Consider the following 15,639-nt stretch of genomic DNA (forward strand, 5'->3'; position numbering starts at 1 on the left):
CGGGTTTCTTGCCCGGCTGGCAACCTTCATACGCCGCATCGTCGTCGCGGTCGGCGACACCGATCGGCGCGCCGCGCGTCTACGCACCACCGCGCCAGTCGATCCGACGGTTAACGCAACGGTTAGACTTTCTTTAAGCCAGTCCGCGCCCTGACGCTACCCGTCGCGCCCCGCGTCCGGTTTTGGCACAGAAGCGCGGGGCTATCCGCTATCCCCCGCCGGCAGCGGAAAATAATACGCCGATACGATGGCTCGATGAGCCACGTCGTTCCGTTCCCTCCCTTACGGCGGGTCCCGACATCCGTTATGCCGGTTGCGTTGAGGGAGGAGGCTAGCGTCTTGAGTGACTGTGAAAAATGTCATCAGCGACGCGGCACGGACATCGGTTTCACGAACATATTGACGGCGGTCGGTCGTCCGTCACACAGAGTGGCCGCAAAGGAATTTACGTGACTGTCAATTCTTCCCCGCCGCGATCGTGCATTTGCTACATAGCGAACCAGGGGTATCTGTTCCAATCGCTGGTCAGCGCAATACAGGCACGGCAGTTCTCGCCGGCGCATTGGGACGTGATCGTCTACGATCTGACCCGCGAGCCGGGTGAGGAAAGCCGCCGCATCGAGCATGTCTGCGCGGCCAAGGGGGTCGTGTATCGCTGGGAGGATCCGGCCTTCCTCGGCGGTCTGCACATCATGAACGCGCGGCTGTTCCTCGACCAGCTGCTGCCGGCCGATTATGCGGAGATCCTCTACCTCGACGGCGATACGCAGGTGGTCGGCGACCTGACCCCGCTGCTCGACTTCCAGCCGCAGCCGGGCGGGCTGTGCGCGGTGCGCGATCCGATGATCTATCTCAGCGGCATCGCCCGGCTGCGCGGCGATTTCGAGGACGAGATCACCGAATTCGGCGAGAATTACGTCAACAGCGGCGTCTTCCGGGTCAGCCGGGCGAGCTGGGCGGATATCTCGCGCGAGGCGCTGGCGCAGATCGGCACGGCGACCAGCGCGTTGCATTTCGAGGATCAGACGGTCATCAACCGGGTCACCGAAGGCCGCCGCGATTATGCCTCGATCCGGTGGAATTTCCCGGGGTTCGTGCTCGGGTACGGCATCGACACCATCGCCCCCCCGGCGATCGTCCATTTCATGTCCAATCCACGCCCGTGGCAGGGCGCCTATGCACCGTGGGGACGGTCGTGGCACAAGCCCTATCTCGCCATCGCGCGGGAGTTCCCCGAGATCGGCGAATATTGCGATGCGCTAGATCTGCGTCGGCGCGCCGCCTACAAAGTCAAGCAGATCGCCAAATCCTATCTCGAACGGCGGCTGTGGAGCGAGCCCGAGTTGCTGGAGCATATCCGACGGTTGGAAATGCGGGCCGCGGTGTGATCGCCGCGCCGCCAAGACGATGCGCGGCGATGGCGGCGCGCCGGCGAGGCGGACTGTTCAGCAACCGTACAACACAATTCGCCGTGCAGTGTGGCAATGCGGCCATTGTCCCATCGGAATGCTTGCGTGGCACGATCGTCATGCGTCAGGATGCTGGATTGATACGATGAAATGCGCTACCCGACGCCGATAAAGCGCCCGACCCCGGCGGAATTGCCGCGACGTACGCCCTGCGGAGACACGGGAGCATCATGTACTCCAGGACTGCCCATTGATGCTTGGCCCGGCAAATTCGAAAAATCTGGTCATCACGCGGGCGGGACCGAAAAGCCTGCACGAACGGTGGCTCGCGCCCGCAGCAAAGCGCGACTTCGATCTGCTCGTCGCCTCCTTCGATCCCAACAGCCGCCCGCTCGACGCGGCGGGCACGTTCCACCGCTTCATTCCCGGCACGAAAGTCCAGGGCTGGCGTGCGACGCTGTCGGACAATCACGATTTCATCGCCCAATATGACTATGTCGCGCTGATCGACGACGACATCGACACCGATGCCGACAGTCTCAGCCGGCTGTTCGCGCTCGGCGCCGCGGAGGGGTTCACGATCTTCCAGCCGAGCCTGACCTGGGACAGCTATTTCACCTACGCCGGCACCGCGCGCAATCCGTCGTTCGCGTATCGGGAGGTCAATTACATCGAGATGATGGCGCCCTTCTTCGCGGCGCGCGCGCTGCGCGAGGTCGCGCCGTTGTTCGATTACGGCTGGGAAAGCGGCATCGACCTCGTCTGGGGCAGCGCGCTGCCGCCCGAGGACCGGCGCTTCGCGATCGTCGACGCCATCCCGATCCGCCACACCCGCCCGGTCGGCGCGCTGAAGGAGGCCAACGGCTTCATCAACCGCGGCTATGAATCGGATATCGACGCGGCGCTGGGCCATTTCACGATGCCCTGGCCGAGCCTCGTCGCCTCCTCCGGCGTGACCGCTGCGGGGCAAAGGGTTGGCCGCTGGGGGCTCGCCTGGCGCGTGCTGGCGCTGCTCACTTTGCCCTTCCGGACGCCGACGCCCGGGGCGTTCCGCCGCACCTTCGACCATATCCGCCATCAATGGCTGCGCCGCCCGGCCTATGCCGAAGAGGTCCGCGGCCTGCTCGCGCACGATGCCGCGGGCCGGCTGCGCTGAGCCGACACCCCGTCCGCGCCGGGTCGCGACCGATCCGGCACGAATGCGCGGATGACTGTATTTCCTCTGTCTTCATAACATTCTAGACCCCCCGGCGACGGGTGGTCTCGACCGCCTCCACAGCAATCGATGGGACCAGTCATGACGATCAAGCGCGTACGCAAAGCGGTGTTTCCGGTGGCCGGCCTCGGCACGCGGTTCCTCCCCGCGACCAAGGCGATGCCCAAGGAGATGCTGACCGTCGTCGACAAGCCGCTGATCCAATATGCGGTCGAGGAAGCGCTCGAGGCGGGGATCGAGCAGATCATCTTCGTCACCGGCCGCGGCAAGGGCGCGCTCGAGGATCATTTCGACATCTCCTACGAGCTCGAGGACACGATGCGCGCGCGTGGCAAGTCGCTCAGCGTCATCGAGGGCATCCGCCAGAAGCCCGGCTCGCCGGTCTACGTCCGCCAGCAGGAGCCGCTCGGCCTCGGCCATGCGGTGTGGTGCGCGCGCGAGATCGTCGGCGACGAGCCGTTCGCGGTGCTGCTCCCCGACGAGCTGATGGTCGGCAAGCCCGGCTTCATCGCGCAGATGGTCGAGGCCTATAACCAGGTCGGCGGTAATATCGTCGGCGCGCTCGAAGTCGCCGACAGCGAGACCGACAAATACGGCATCATCTCGCCCGGCGCGATCGACGGCCGCCTCACCGAGGTGAAGGCGCTGGTCGAAAAGCCCAAGCAGGGCAGCGCGCCGTCCAATCTGATGATCCCCGGCCGCTACATCCTCCAGCCCGAGGTGATGCGCATCCTCGAGAGCCAGGAAAAGGGTGCGGGCGGCGAGATCCAGCTCACCGACGCGATGGCGCAGCTGATCGGACAGCAGCCGTTCCACGGCTTCACCTTCGACGGCGAGCGCTACGATTGTGGCGACAAGGCGGGCTATATCCAGGCCAATCTCGCCCTCGCCCTCGCCCGCGCCGACATCGGTCCGAGCGTCCGCAGCTTCGCCGAGGGGCTGCTGGCCAAGTAAGATGTCCGACAGGCCGACGTGTCGAGATGTCGACGTGTCGGCCTGTCATCTTCCGGTCCTGATCGGATGGGCGTTCCACGCGGAGCGATGTGACTGCGCAGCCCTTGCCGACAGGTCGATGTGACGACGTGTCGACAATCCGACGGTTCAACCGAGGTCGGTGCGGTGGGGCAAGCCGTCGTCAGTTCGATCAATGCCGATCTGTCGACACCTCAACACCCCGACACGTCAACATTCCACCACGTTGACGGCGAGGCCGCCGAGGCTCGTCTCCTTGTATTTCGAGCGCATGTCCTCGCCGGTCTGGCGCATCGTCTCGATCACCGCGTCGAGGCTGACGACGTGGCTGCCGTCGCCGCGCAGCGCGAGATAGGCGGCGTTGATCGCCTTCACCGCACCCATCGTGTTGCGCTCGATGCACGGGATCTGCACCAGCCCGCCGATCGGGTCGCAGGTGAGGCCGAGGTTGTGCTCCATGCCGATCTCGGCGGCATTCTCGATCTGGCGGTTGCTGCCGCCGAGCACCGCGGCGAGCGCGCCCGCCGCCATCGAACACGCGACCCCCACCTCCCCCTGGCAGCCCATTTCGGCGGCCGAGATCGACGCGCGCTTCTTGTAGAGCATGCCGATCGCCGCGGCGGTGAGCAGGAAGCGGCGTGCGCCCTCGTCGTCGGCGCCCTCGATCAGCGTCTCGTAGAAGCGCAGCACCGCGGGCAGCACGCCGGCCGCACCGTTGGTCGGCGCGGTGACCACCCGGCCGCCCGCGGCATTCTCCTCGTTGACCGCGAGCGCCCACAGGCTGACCCATTCGAACACCTCGGCGGGGTTGCGGCCGGGGGTGTCGCCGGTGAGGCCCTGCTGGATCGCGCGGGCGCGGCGCCGCACCTTGAGGCCGCCGGGCAATATGCCCTCCTGCGCGATGCCGCGGTCGATGCAGGCGCTCATCGCGGCGCGGACCGCGTCGAGGAACGCGTCGGTCTCCGCAGGGCTGCGCCACGCCTCCTCGTTGGCGCGGACGAGCTCGGCGATCGACAGGCCGGTGGCATCGCCGAGCACGAGCAGATCGGCGCCGGAGCCGAACGGATGGCGCACCGCGACATTGCCCGCGGCGAGCCGCTCGCCCTTGCGCAGGATCGCGCCGCCCCCGATCGAGAAATAGGTCTCCGCATAGGTCGCGCCATCGGCATAGCTGGCGGTGAAGGTCATGCCGTTGGGATGTTCGGGCAGGAAGTCGCGCGGATGGAAGACGATGTCGTCGGGCGCGAAGGCGATGGTGTGGCGACCGGCGAGCGCCAGCCGCCGGCGCGCCGCGATGTCGGCGAGGATCGCCGGCGCCGCATCGGGATCGAGCCGTTCGGGCTCCCAGCCGGCGAGGCCGAGGATCGTCGCGGTGTCGGTGGCATGGCCGCGCCCGGTGAGCGCGAGGCTGCCGTAGAGGTCGCAGGTGACGCCGACCGGAGCCCCCTGCCCCAGCGCGCGCTGCCCGAAGTCGAAGGCGGCGCGCATCGGGCCGACGGTATGCGAGCTCGACGGGCCGATGCCGATCGTGAACAATTCGGCGACGCTGATCGGGCGATCGAGGTTGCGGTCGAGCGGCGCGGTGACGGGATCGGTGTGCATGCGGTCCTTCCGCCGGTGCTGCCGGCCTGCATGCCCCATCTGTCCCTTGCGCCTGAGATCATTATCCCGTCGGCGGGCACCGGGTGGCGCCACTCTCCAGATGTCGTCGTCGATCGGTCCTTCTGCCTGAGAGTTTCCGGGGCGGTTGCTCCTTCGGCGCCGGGGCCAGCCCGGTCTCTCCCTGATCGACGGCGCGGACGGTATCATCGCCCGGCCCCCGGTCAAGGGTGCGGCACCCGCTCGTTCCTTCTTGTCGAGCCATCGACATGTCGACAGATCGACGCCATCGCGTCGGGCAGCGCAGGGATACGAGGGACTTGGCACCGCCGGGTCGAGGCATAGACATGTCGACAATCCGACGCGTCGTATCGCGCATCGCATGGGCGACGCGCTCTCCTGCCGGAAACCGCCAGGGGCCGGCGCGACGCGCCGATCACCCCTCATTTCCTACTCGAAAGCACGAATGGAACCGCGTCCACGCCCATTTTCCCTCGGGAATCCCGTGTGGGGTGCCAAAAGTTCGTGCTTTCGAGTAGGAAATGATCATGGCCCGTTCCCCTGCCCCGACCCGCCCGTCCACCAGCGCCGGCACCGTGCCGCACCGCGACCTGTTCACGCTCGACAGCCCGCTGCACGGCGAGATCCGCGGCGAGCGGTCGCTGATGGCCTTTCCCTTCTTCGCGCTTTCCAAGAACGCCTGGATGAAGCCGCTGACCTATGATCACGCCACCGTGTCGATCGAGGTGCGCCCCTCGGCGAGCGGCGTCGCGACGATCTACGACAAGGAGATCGTGCTCTATATCGCCAGCCTGATGGCGGCGAAGCTCGAGGCGGGCGAGCATGTCGAGCAGGATTTCATCTTCACCGCGCACGATCTGTTCTCGGTCACCGGCTCCAACCATAGCGCGCGCTCCTACGGCCGGCTGTCGGAGGCGCTGGAGCGGCTGCAGGGTACGCAGATCAAGACCAACATCGAAGCGGGCGGGGAGGGGGAGGAGGGCTTCTTCTCGTGGCTGTCCGAAGCAAAACTCCATTATTCCAAGACGAAGAGCGGCGAGCGCCGGCTGAAGGCGGTCAAGGTGCGGCTGTGCGACTGGCTGTTCCGCGCGATCCTGCTCGATCGCCACGTGCTCGATTATGCCGCCGCCTATTTCCAATTGGGACCGATCGAGCGGCGCATCTACGAAGTGGCGCGCTCGACCTGCGAGGAAGGCGGGCTCGACCTCGATCTCGCCACCTTCCGCCTCCAGATCGGCTATCAGAACCCGCTGTCGAACTTCAAGGCGGCGCTGAAGCAGATCGTCGCGACCGACGGCATCCCCGATTATCATCTCGAACTGGTCGAGAGCGAGGCCGCCGAGGAGGAGGGTGCCGCCCCGCGTCGCGGCCGCAAGGCGCCGCAGAACCGGGTGGTGATCACGCCGCGGCCGCAGCCGGGGCAGGCGGTGCTGAGCGAGCATCGCACGATCGTCGAATCGGCTGCCGCCGAGGGAACCAATCCGGCCGGGTGATTCGCGCCAGGGTTGCGAATTGTTACTCGAAAGCACGAATGAATGCGGTGCATTCCTACTCGAAAGCACGAATGGCGGCGCGCCATTGTTACTCAAAAGCACGAATAGAAACGTCTATTCTACTCGAAAGCACGAACTTTTTTCGGGTTAAATACTCGAAAGCACGAATCGTAAGCGCTTCCGCTGTTGGATCATTGCTGCAACAAGAATGACGCGCGGTCATGTCGACCGCGGCGATGTTCATGGAGTGGCCGTGACCACATAAAGGAAAGCCCGGCACGAAGGCCGGGCATCCCAAGGATTATGCGAGAGACCGGCGTCGCCAAACGTCGATCAGTGACTTTTCAACAGCTCACGTCTCCCGAATAGCTCCGAACCCATTCCGGTTCAAGGATGCGCGTTTCGCGCCACGGTCTTTTTTGTCCTCGGTCCCGGCCCCGCAAGGGGATGGAAGATGACGGCGTTTACCCTCGGGGAGGCCAGCGCACGCGTGCTCGCGCGTGCGGAGGGCGGGCTGCGCGATCGATCACGCGCCTCGGCACGCACCCGCGCACCCCATCGCACGGGCCATCGCCCGGGCCATCGCACCGGTGCGCCGGTGCTGCGCGACAGTATCGAGGCGGGGACGTTCGAGGAATTGTTCTTCGCGACGCCGGCGCCCGGCGAGACCGACCGGCTGCTGCGCGCCTGCCGCCGTACGCTCGACGCCGGCCGTCGGCTGCGCCGCGAGGAACGCGCCGGCACCCGCACGCTGAACGCCACCGAGCGCAGCATCGCCGGGCTGACCGCGGCCGCGGTGCGCGTGTTCGAGGAATTGTGCACGCTCGCCAGGCTCAACCAGGGCCGCGTCTACCCCAGCTACGATTGGCTCGCCGAGGCGACCGCGCTCGGGCGCGCCACCGTCGCCCGCGCGCTGCACGCGCTCGAACGCTGCGGCTTCCTCGTTCGCCAGCGCCGGTTCAAGCGGGTGGACGGGGAGGGGCCGCGCTATCGGCAGACCTCCAACGCCTATCGGCCGCTGCTGCCGGCGCGGGTGCTCGCCTATCTGCCGCGCTGGATGCGCCCGGCGCCGCTGCCGGTCGATCAGGAACAGCATCGCGCCGTCGAGGCGCAGGCGCATGCGGCGATGCTGGCGAGCCTGTCGTGCCGGGAACGGGCTGCGGCGAGCGTCGGCGGGATGCTCGGCAAGGTGCTGGCGTCGCTCGGTGCCGCGATCGACCGCGACATCGCCATTGTCTGCGAGTCTCAAAACAATTCGCAACCCCGAATGAATTCTTATTAAATAGGTTGTTTTGGAGTTGGCCTAGCCGGCCAACGCAATCGCCTGACGGCAACGAAGGACGAGCGAAGAGCCCAAACAACCGAAAAACCACACGAAAAGACGGGAGTGCCGGCTACGCCGTCACATGCTCCCTAAGAGGAGCAAGCGGTTTGCGGTGGTGATCCTCACCTGCGGTATCGCGCGTCGAACCGTCGGAGGTCCGAAGGATCGACGCCATGCGGCTCATCGCTCCCGTCACCTTTTCGGCAGGGCAGGGGGCTCGACGCGTCTATATGTCTATACGTCGAGGACTTGCCACGTCGGCATGTAGACATGTAGGGAGGACGACATGGCGACCATCGCGATCATCAGTCAGAAGGGCGGCGCGGGCAAGACGACGCTCGCGCTCCACCTCGCCGCAGCCGCGCAGGATGCCGGCCGCGTCGCGCTCATCATCGATACCGATCCGCAGGCGACCGCCAGCCAATGGGCGGCCTGGCGGCAGGAGGCGCCGCCCGAGGTGATCGACAGCCCGCCGCCACGGCTCACCGCCAAGGTCGAGGCGGCGCGCGGGCAGGGGGCCGAGCTGATCGTCATCGACACGCCGCCCCATGCCGACAGCGCCGCCCGCGCCGCGGTCGAGGTCGCCGATCTCGTGCTGATCCCGTGCCGGCCGAGCGCCTTCGACCTGTCGGCGATCCAGACCACCGCCAAGCTGGTCCAGCTGCTGCGCAAGCCGGCCTATGTCGTCTTCACCGCCGGCGCCCCCAACGCGCCGCGCGTCTACCAGGAAGCGGGCGAGCTGGTCGAAGGCTTCGGCACGCCGCCCTGCCCGGTGCAGATCCCCGACCGCGCCGCCTATCGCCACGCGAGCGGGGAGGGGCGCACCGTCATGGAATATGAGCCCGACGGCAAGGCCGCCGAGGATATTCGACAGCTCTACGCGTGGACATGTCGACAGGTCGGCATGCCCTCAGCCAAGACCAAGACCCGCAAGAAGGTACCTGCATGAGCCGCAAGCCGAGTTTCGCCAATTTGCGCACCGTCGGCGCACCGCCCGCTGCCGTCGCCGCGCCGGCACCCGTCGTGGCACCCACGCCGTCTGCCGGCGCGGCAGGGCAGGGGCCGGCGAGCCGCCAGGGCCGCAAGCAGATCGCCGGCTTCTTCAGCCCCGAGATGTCGTTCGCGATGCACACCCTGGCGCGTCGTCAGGGCCGCAGCCTGCAGGCGCTGATGGCCGAGGCGTTCAACGACGTGCTCAGGAAGCACGGGGAGAGTCCGATCGGGGATTGATATACCCGACATGTCTTCACGTAGACATGTCGGGTATTCTATCAACCAACGGCTTTCAGGATCGCGCGTCCGTATGCCGTCTTCTTGAACATCTCGCCGCGCGTGCGAGCCTCGTCAGCCGATATAAACCCCTGCTCGTAGGCGATTTCTTCCAGACACGCGATCTGGATACCCTGTCGGTGCTGCAGCGTACGCACGAACTCGCCCGCCTCGAGCAGACTGTCGTGCGTGCCGGTGTCGAGCCAGGCATAGCCGCGGCCCATCTGTTCGACGTAGAGGTCATTCGCCTCCATGTAGAGGCGGTTGATGTCGGTGATCTCGAGCTCGCCGCGCGGGCTCGGCTTGAGATCGCGGGCATATTGGACGACGCGATTGTCGTAGAAATACAGGCCGGTCACCGCATGGTTCGACTTGGGCTGCGCGGGCTTTTCCTCGATGCTGATCGCGCGGCCGCCTTCGCCGAATTCGACCACGCCGTAGCGTTCGGGATCCTCGACATGGTAGGAGAAGACCGTCGCGCCGCTCGGCCGCGCGATCGCGTTGGCGAGCAGGTCGGGCAGGCCGGCGCCGAAGAAGATGTTGTCGCCGAGCACCAGCGCTACCGGATCGTCGCCGATGAAGTCCGCGCCGATCGTGAACGCCTGCGCCAGCCCCTCTGGCCGCGGCTGCTCGGCATAGGCGATGCGCAGCCCGAACGGCGAACCGTCGTCGAACAGGCGCCGGTAATTGTCGATATATTCGGGGCTCGAGATGATCAGCACGTCGCGGATGCCGGCGAGCATCAGCACCGACAGCGGGTAATAGATCATCGGCTTGTCGTAGACCGGCAGCAGCTGCTTGTTGACCGCCAGCGTCGCTGGGTGGAGCCGGGTGCCCGAACCCCCGGCGAGGATGATGCCCTTCATTGCGGTGCTCCGATCAGTTCGTCGAGGATGTCGGCAAGCGCTGCGTCCCAGGAACGCGGTTCGATGCCGTAGGCGGTATGGATGGCGTCGTGGCTGAGCAGCGAATTGGCCGGGCGCCGCGCCGGGGTGGGATAGTCGCTGGTCGGTATGCCCTCGACCGAGGCCGACGGACCGCCACGTGCCGCGCTCTGCCGGAAGATCTCGCGTGCGAAATCCGCCCAGCTCGTCTCGCCGGCATTGCTGAAATGGAAGGTGCCGGTCGGTGCGGTGGTATCGTCGGCGAGCCGCACCGCGATCGTCGCCAGCGCCGCGGCAAGATCGGCCGCCCCGGTCGGACTGCCGTGTTGGTCGGCGACGACGCGCAACTGGTCGCGATCGGCTGCGAGGCGCAGCATCGTCTTGACGAAATTCGCGCCCTGCGCCGAAACCACCCAGGCGGTGCGCACGATCGCCGCGCGTGCGCCCGACGTGCGGACGGCGAGCTCGCCGCCCAGCTTCGATGCGCCATAGACGCCGAGCGGACCGACGGGGTCATCGACCTGCCAGGCGCCCTGTTTGTCGCCGGCGAAGACATAATCGGTCGAGACCTGAACGAGCGGGATGGCCACCGCGGCGCATGCCGCGCCGAGCGCAGCCGGTGCCAGCGCGTTGACCGTCCAGGCGGCGACGACGTCGCTTTCCGCCTTGTCGACCGCGGTATAGGCCGCGGCGTTGATCACCGCCGCCCATGGCCGCCCCTCATGCCCGTCGGCGATCATTGCGCCGATGGCGGCGGGATCGCCGAGGTCGAGCGCGTCGCGGCCGAGCGTGACCGCGCGCCAGCCCTTCGGCCACACGGTACGCGCGAGTTCGCGACCGAGCTGGCCGTTGCCGCCGGTGACGAGAATGTCGCGGGTCATCGCCGCGCCGACATGTCTACAGGTCGAGCGATCGACATGTCAGGCCGCGATGCCGCGACGTTCGGACGCCTTGGCGGCGACCAGCGGTCGCCACCACGCCTCGTTGTCGAGATACCAAAGGATCGTCTTTTCGATGCCGGTCTCGAACGTCTCCTGCGGGCGCCAGCCGAGCTCGTCGTTGATCCGGCTCGCGTCGATCGCATAGCGTTTGTCGTGACCGGGGCGGTCGGCGACCGAGGTGATCTGCTCGGCATAGGAGCGACCGTCGGCACGCGGCCGCAGCCGGTCGAGGATCGCACAGAGCGTGTGCACCACCTCGATGTTCTGCTTCTCGTTATGGCCGCCGACATTGTAGGTGCGCCCGACGCTGCCCCGCTCGAACGCCGCCTGCAACGCGCGGACGTGATCCTCGACATAGAGCCAGTCGCGCACCTGATCGCCCTTGCCGTAGACCGGCAGCGGCTCGCCGGCGAGCGCCTTGGCGATCATCAGCGGGATCAGCTTCTCGGGGAAATGATAGGGGCCGTAATTGTTCGAGCAATTGGTGATCAGCACCGGCAGGCCATAGGTATGACCCCAGGCCTGGACGAGATGGTCCGACCCCGCCTTCGACGCCGAATAGGGTGACCGCGGATCGTAGGGCGTGTCCTCGGTGAACAGGCCGGTGTCGCCGAGCGAACCGTAGACCTCGTCGGTCGAGATATGGTGGAAACGGAATGCCGCACGGGCGTCGTCGTCGAGCCCCGCCCAATAGGCGCGCGCCTCGGCGAGCATCGTATAGGTGCCGACGACATTGGTCTGGACGAAGGCGCCGGGGCCGTCGATCGAGCGGTCGACGTGGCTCTCGGCCGCGAGATGGGTGACGATCTCGGGCTTGAACTCGGCGATCGCGGCGCGCACCGCCTCCGCATCGCAGATATCGCCCTGAACGAAGCGGTAGCGGTTCGAGGCGGCGACCCGCTCGACCGTCGACAGCGTGCCGGCATAGGTCAGCTTGTCGAAGTTGAGCACCTCGTGGGTGGTGTTCTCGATCAGATGGCGGACGAGCGCCGAGCCGATGAAGCCGGCCCCGCCGGTGACGAAGATGCGCATGTCTGGGTCCTTCAGGCGAGGGGCGCGAGCGGCCGGCCGTTATAGGGGAAGGGGCTGTCGAAGTCAGCGAGGGTCGGCTGGACCTTGTCCTTGTCGCTCAGCTCCGGCGTGACGCCGGGGGGCAGCGGCCAGTCGATCCCGACGCTGTCCCAGCGGATGCCGCCATCCGCCTCGGGGGCATAGATGTCCGAACATTTGTAGGTCACCTCGCAATCGGGCTCGAGCGTCACGAAGCCGTGCGCGAAGCCGATCGGGATGAAGAGCTGGTGGCCGTTCTCGGCGCTGAGTTCGGCGCCGACCCATTGGCCGTAAGTCGGCGAACCGCGACGCACGTCGACGGCGACATCGAAGATGCGTCCGCGGATGCAGCGGACGAGCTTGTCCTGGCCGCGGGGCGGGGTCTGAAAGTGGAGGCCGCGCAACGTGTAGGCCGGGGCGGAGAGAGAGTGGTTGTCCTGCACGAAGGTGCAGGTGATGCCGAGCGCGGCGAAGGCGGGGACGGAGTAGACCTCGGTGAACCAGCCACGGGCATCGCCGAAACGCTTCGGACGGATAAGTTGGACAGGAGGGGACAAAAAAACCTCGTTGCGACACTACCGGGGCAACGGGACGTTACGGGCTCGTCTCGTCCGATGCCAGCGATATCAGCGCATCTCGCTATTGACTATAGGATGCAACAGCTAGTTGCTCGCTTGTCGCTGCCGGCTTGAGTCGCTGAAAAATTCATGATGATACGGGGTCATAATCTAAAGAGGACGCAGCGCCTCCTCAAATAAAATTCAGCGGTTAAAATCGAATAAATTGACGCTAGAAGAATGTTTGTCATCCATAATTATTAAATAAATTTCTATTTATATTATACTTACAACAAACATGTTATGTGCGTCAGTTGTCTTGCTTATAAAAGAGTTATCGAAAAATTTACTAAATGAATAATGTGTAATATAATGAGGTACATAGAATAAATAAATTCAGCTAGTATTAATAAAAAGTATTTCGATTAAAAAAGTATATTTCGCTAGTCCAGGTAAGTCGTTGATCACGACTGGGATTATAAAATACCATTGCGATACGCAAAACCCTGATGCCCTGCTCCAAGCAATGAATTTAAAATGATAAAGTTCGCTGGCGTTCCGAGGATCGACGCGCCTATGACGGCGCGCGATGAATTTGATAAACGTGTTGGTGTAAGCGATGTTGATGGACCGTAGGGCTCGTATACCATCCGGCGGTCGACGCCATAGCACGAGGGGGGCAGAGACGCGCCGCTTCACCGCGGCCGCTCTAGCGGCTGCCGCCTTCCTGTCCTTTTGTTATATGTTCGGGGGATCGTCACGCTACGGCGTCGCACCGCATCTATTGTTACGGCTTGGCTCGATTGTGGCGATCGCGGTCGCGTTATGGCGGATGGATTCTGCTGATCGCGCTCGTGCCCGGCCTTTCGCTCTAGCGGTAGTTGCGCTTGGTGTGCTGATGGTCGTTCAGCTGATCCCCCTGCCACCAGGTCTGTGGCGCAGCTTGCCGGGACGGGCGCCTTATGCCGATGCGTTAACTACTATTGGCCTCGGCGCACGATGGCGTCCGATATCAATGGCGCCAGACTTAACACTGTACAGCCTGATGGGGCTGCTTCCAGTATTGGCCGCAGCCCTTATGTTCGCGCCGCTACGGACTAACGAGCGGTTGTTACTGCTCGATACCTCGTTGGGCTGTTTAACCGTCGGCGCGTTGCTTTCCGTAGCGCAGGTGGGTGCTCAGGCCCTCTATTTCTATGACCATACGGACTATGGACTGGGGGTGGGATCCTTCGCCAACCGGAACCATCAGGCACTGTTTCTCGCCGTCGGCATACTCCTCATCCTCTGTCGCTGGCGCATAGGAGAGCGACGATCCCTACGAAGTGTCGGCACGGTGGTCAGCTTCGGAGCCGTGGCGGCAATCTTACCATTGCTGGTGGTGACGGGCTCGCGCGCGGGTCTAGCAGCCGGAATACTGGCATTCGTTGCTGGCGCACTGGTGCTGGTACGTGATGGCATACGGGTACGGGCGTCGTGGCAACGCTGGTTGATCCCGACGGGCACTGGCCTTGCGATCGTCGTTGCACTGGCAATTGGTGCCGCCTCGTCAAGGGAATTGGCGTTGCATCGTCTTTTGACCAGCAGCGCTGACGATCTGCGAGCTGCAAACCTTCCCGCGCTATTCGACACGATCAAAGCTTTTTTCCCGATCGGTAGCGGCTACGGTACGTTCGATGCCGTCTTTCGACGCTTCGAGTCCGACGCGCTTTTGCGGCCGAGCTATTTCAATCATGCACACAATGAGCTGATCGAAGCTTTGATAGAGGGGGGACTGGCAGCGGCTGCGCTGCTCGCTGCCGGTACACTGCTGTTGTTGCAACGGGTTGTGCGAGCCTGGCGGAGTGACCCGCGTCAGCCGTCGACGGTGTTAGCTCGCACCGCCGCACTTGGTATCGCGTTGCTGCTGCTCGGCTCGCTAGTCGATTATCCTCTACGTACGGGTTTCCTGGCGGTCCTTCTGGTTCTTCTTGCGACTTGGCTGGTACCTCACGATACACCGGCGCCGTGACGGACACACCTTGGCACTCCTGATGGCTTCGGTTAAGCGATGCCTCTCCAAGCGGGTTGCGGGATTGGTTCATTGCAAATGCGTGTTTTAATAGGGCTGGCTGCCGCGTGTGCGCTCGCTGCCTGTGCTCGGGATCTTCCTCCGCTGGATCCCGGCCAGCATCTGGTTGTTACCGGGCAGCAGGATTTACCCGCCCCGACGAGCGTGGATATCGTGGGGGCAGCACGGGTTTACCGTGTTTCACCGTTCGATCAGTTAAAGGTGTCGGTATTTGGGGTTGAGGAACTCAACCAGACAATCCGTGCCGACTCGAGTGGCACAATCTCGCTACCACTCGTCGGCAGCATCAAGAGCGCTGGCCTTACGCTCGATGAGTTGACCAAACAGATTACAGGCCGACTGGGGCGATATATCCGAAATCCGCAAGTCAGTGTCAATCTTGAGGAAACTACCAATCAGAGTGTGACGGTTTATGGCCAGGTTCAGCAGCCGGGGCAGTTCCCGATCTTGGGTAAGATGACGCTATTGCGTGCCATTGCGCTTGCGCGTGGTGCTACCGACGTGGCCGACACAAACCAAGTGGTGGTGTTTCGGACCGTCAACAATCAAAATATGGCGGCCTTGTATGATGTCGAAGCGATTCGTCGAGGCACATATCCTGATCCGGATATCTACGGTAACGACGTGATCGCCGTCGGCGACTCCTCAAATCGTCGTCTTTTCCGCGATATTCTTCAAGCCTCGCCGCTCCTGGTGACGCCGATCGTCGTGCTGTTGCAGCGTCTCTGAAGTGAGTGACGAAATGAACGCCCCTCAAATTGATACTTTCGAGACACTTGCGCAGTCGGAGCGGAACGATGTCTCTTACCCTTCGCATCGGTCACCCATCCTCA

General features: G+C 64.4%; 14 protein-coding genes and 1 riboswitch. Of the genes, 9 read left to right on the forward strand and 5 right to left on the reverse strand.

Annotation, left to right across the window (positions count from 1 at the left end; all coding sequences use genetic code 11):
• Positions 1–449 precede the first annotated feature (449 nt).
• From SFC76_RS16410 to galU, 3 genes are all read left to right on the forward strand, one after another.
• Complete coding sequence (locus SFC76_RS16410) at positions 450–1,388, forward strand: glycosyltransferase family 8 protein (protein ID WP_322850482.1); 939 nt, start codon at positions 450–452, stop codon at positions 1,386–1,388.
• A gap of 274 nt (positions 1,389–1,662) precedes the next feature.
• Complete coding sequence (locus SFC76_RS16415) at positions 1,663–2,565, forward strand: hypothetical protein (RefSeq protein ID WP_322850483.1); 903 nt, start codon at positions 1,663–1,665, stop codon at positions 2,563–2,565.
• Positions 2,566–2,706: 141 nt separating this feature from the next.
• Positions 2,707–3,579 carry a UTP--glucose-1-phosphate uridylyltransferase GalU gene (gene galU, locus SFC76_RS16420; RefSeq protein ID WP_041394046.1) on the forward strand — a complete coding sequence of 291 codons (873 nt, stop codon included), beginning with the start codon at positions 2,707–2,709 and terminating at the stop codon, positions 3,577–3,579.
• A 228-nt stretch (positions 3,580–3,807) separates the two neighbouring features.
• Here the strand turns inward: galU and SFC76_RS16425 are convergent, their stop codons facing one another.
• Positions 3,808–5,199 (reverse strand): L-serine ammonia-lyase, encoded by a 1,392-nt coding sequence (locus SFC76_RS16425; protein ID WP_322850484.1) that lies wholly within the window; start codon positions 5,197–5,199, stop codon positions 3,808–3,810.
• Positions 5,200–5,303: 104 nt separating this feature from the next.
• A riboswitch (glycine riboswitch) is annotated at positions 5,304–5,393 on the reverse strand.
• 351 nt (positions 5,394–5,744) lie between these two features.
• Between SFC76_RS16425 and SFC76_RS16430 the strand changes: the two genes are divergently transcribed.
• The 4 genes from SFC76_RS16430 to SFC76_RS16445 all read left to right on the forward strand — a co-directional run bounded on the left by SFC76_RS16430 (position 5,745) and on the right by SFC76_RS16445 (position 9,264).
• A complete protein-coding gene (locus tag SFC76_RS16430; protein WP_322850485.1) occupies positions 5,745–6,710 on the forward strand; it encodes a replication initiator protein A in 966 nt (321 codons plus the stop codon).
• 454 nt (positions 6,711–7,164) lie between these two features.
• Entirely contained in the window at positions 7,165–7,992 is an 828-nt protein-coding gene (locus SFC76_RS16435; RefSeq protein ID WP_322850486.1) for a helix-turn-helix domain-containing protein, read from the forward strand.
• Between the two features lie 328 nt (positions 7,993–8,320).
• The gene (gene parA / locus SFC76_RS16440) at positions 8,321–8,983 is read left to right on the forward strand and encodes a ParA family partition ATPase (protein ID WP_322850487.1); all 663 of its coding nucleotides are present in this window, start codon (positions 8,321–8,323) and stop codon (positions 8,981–8,983) included.
• Positions 8,980–9,264 (forward strand): ribbon-helix-helix domain-containing protein, encoded by a 285-nt coding sequence (locus SFC76_RS16445; RefSeq protein ID WP_322850488.1) that lies wholly within the window; start codon positions 8,980–8,982, stop codon positions 9,262–9,264. Before parA ends, SFC76_RS16445 begins: the two co-directional genes overlap by 4 nt.
• A 41-nt stretch (positions 9,265–9,305) precedes the next feature.
• Here the strand turns inward: SFC76_RS16445 and rfbA are convergent, their stop codons facing one another.
• Genes rfbA through rfbC form a run of 4 tightly spaced genes read right to left on the reverse strand, consistent with a single transcriptional unit; the run spans position 9,306 to position 12,735 of the window.
• Positions 9,306–10,169, reverse strand: coding sequence for a glucose-1-phosphate thymidylyltransferase RfbA (gene rfbA, locus SFC76_RS16450; protein WP_322850489.1), 864 nt, complete (start codon positions 10,167–10,169; stop codon positions 9,306–9,308).
• Positions 10,166–11,068: a dTDP-4-dehydrorhamnose reductase gene (rfbD, locus tag SFC76_RS16455; RefSeq protein ID WP_322850490.1), complete on the reverse strand. Its 903-nt coding sequence runs from the start codon at positions 11,066–11,068 to the stop codon at positions 10,166–10,168. The genes rfbA and rfbD overlap by 4 nt, the downstream gene beginning before the upstream one ends.
• Positions 11,069–11,107: 39 nt before the next feature.
• The gene (rfbB, locus tag SFC76_RS16460) at positions 11,108–12,160 is read right to left on the reverse strand and encodes a dTDP-glucose 4,6-dehydratase (protein ID WP_322850491.1); all 1,053 of its coding nucleotides are present in this window, start codon (positions 12,158–12,160) and stop codon (positions 11,108–11,110) included.
• An 11-nt stretch (positions 12,161–12,171) separates the two neighbouring features.
• Entirely contained in the window at positions 12,172–12,735 is a 564-nt protein-coding gene (rfbC, locus tag SFC76_RS16465; protein WP_322850492.1) for a dTDP-4-dehydrorhamnose 3,5-epimerase, read from the reverse strand.
• An 805-nt stretch (positions 12,736–13,540) separates the two neighbouring features.
• On the opposite strand from rfbC, the gene SFC76_RS16470 reads away from it, so the two are divergent.
• Both SFC76_RS16470 and SFC76_RS16475 read left to right on the forward strand, forming a co-directional pair.
• Complete coding sequence (locus SFC76_RS16470; RefSeq protein ID WP_322850493.1) at positions 13,541–14,746, forward strand: O-antigen ligase family protein; 1,206 nt, start codon at positions 13,541–13,543, stop codon at positions 14,744–14,746.
• Positions 14,747–14,785: 39 nt separating this feature from the next.
• Positions 14,786–15,535: a polysaccharide biosynthesis/export family protein gene (locus SFC76_RS16475; protein WP_322850494.1), complete on the forward strand. Its 750-nt coding sequence runs from the start codon at positions 14,786–14,788 to the stop codon at positions 15,533–15,535.
• The last annotated feature ends 104 nt before the right edge of the window (positions 15,536–15,639 follow it).

This window comes from Sphingomonas sp. CD22 (assembly GCF_034556155.1).
GTDB lineage: Bacteria > Pseudomonadota > Alphaproteobacteria > Sphingomonadales > Sphingomonadaceae > Sphingomonas.

Bases quoted from the DNA above. Each gene is read 5' to 3' on its own strand.
- SFC76_RS16415 (WP_322850483.1), top strand. From the start codon at position 1,663: ATGCTTGGCCCGGCAAATTCGAAAAATCTGGTCATCACGCGGGCGGGA.
- galU (WP_041394046.1), top strand. From the start codon at position 2,707: ATGACGATCAAGCGCGTACGCAAAGCGGTGTTTCCGGTGGCCGGCCTC.
- SFC76_RS16425 (WP_322850484.1), bottom strand. From the start codon at position 5,199: ATGCACACCGATCCCGTCACCGCGCCGCTCGACCGCAACCTCGATCGC.
- SFC76_RS16430 (WP_322850485.1), top strand. From the start codon at position 5,745: ATGGCCCGTTCCCCTGCCCCGACCCGCCCGTCCACCAGCGCCGGCACC.
- SFC76_RS16435 (WP_322850486.1), top strand. From the start codon at position 7,165: ATGACGGCGTTTACCCTCGGGGAGGCCAGCGCACGCGTGCTCGCGCGT.
- parA (WP_322850487.1), top strand. From the start codon at position 8,321: ATGGCGACCATCGCGATCATCAGTCAGAAGGGCGGCGCGGGCAAGACG.
- SFC76_RS16445 (WP_322850488.1), top strand. From the start codon at position 8,980: ATGAGCCGCAAGCCGAGTTTCGCCAATTTGCGCACCGTCGGCGCACCG.
- rfbA (WP_322850489.1), bottom strand. From the start codon at position 10,169: ATGAAGGGCATCATCCTCGCCGGGGGTTCGGGCACCCGGCTCCACCCA.
- rfbD (WP_322850490.1), bottom strand. From the start codon at position 11,068: ATGACCCGCGACATTCTCGTCACCGGCGGCAACGGCCAGCTCGGTCGC.
- rfbB (WP_322850491.1), bottom strand. From the start codon at position 12,160: ATGCGCATCTTCGTCACCGGCGGGGCCGGCTTCATCGGCTCGGCGCTC.
- SFC76_RS16475 (WP_322850494.1), top strand. From the start codon at position 14,786: ATGCCTCTCCAAGCGGGTTGCGGGATTGGTTCATTGCAAATGCGTGTT.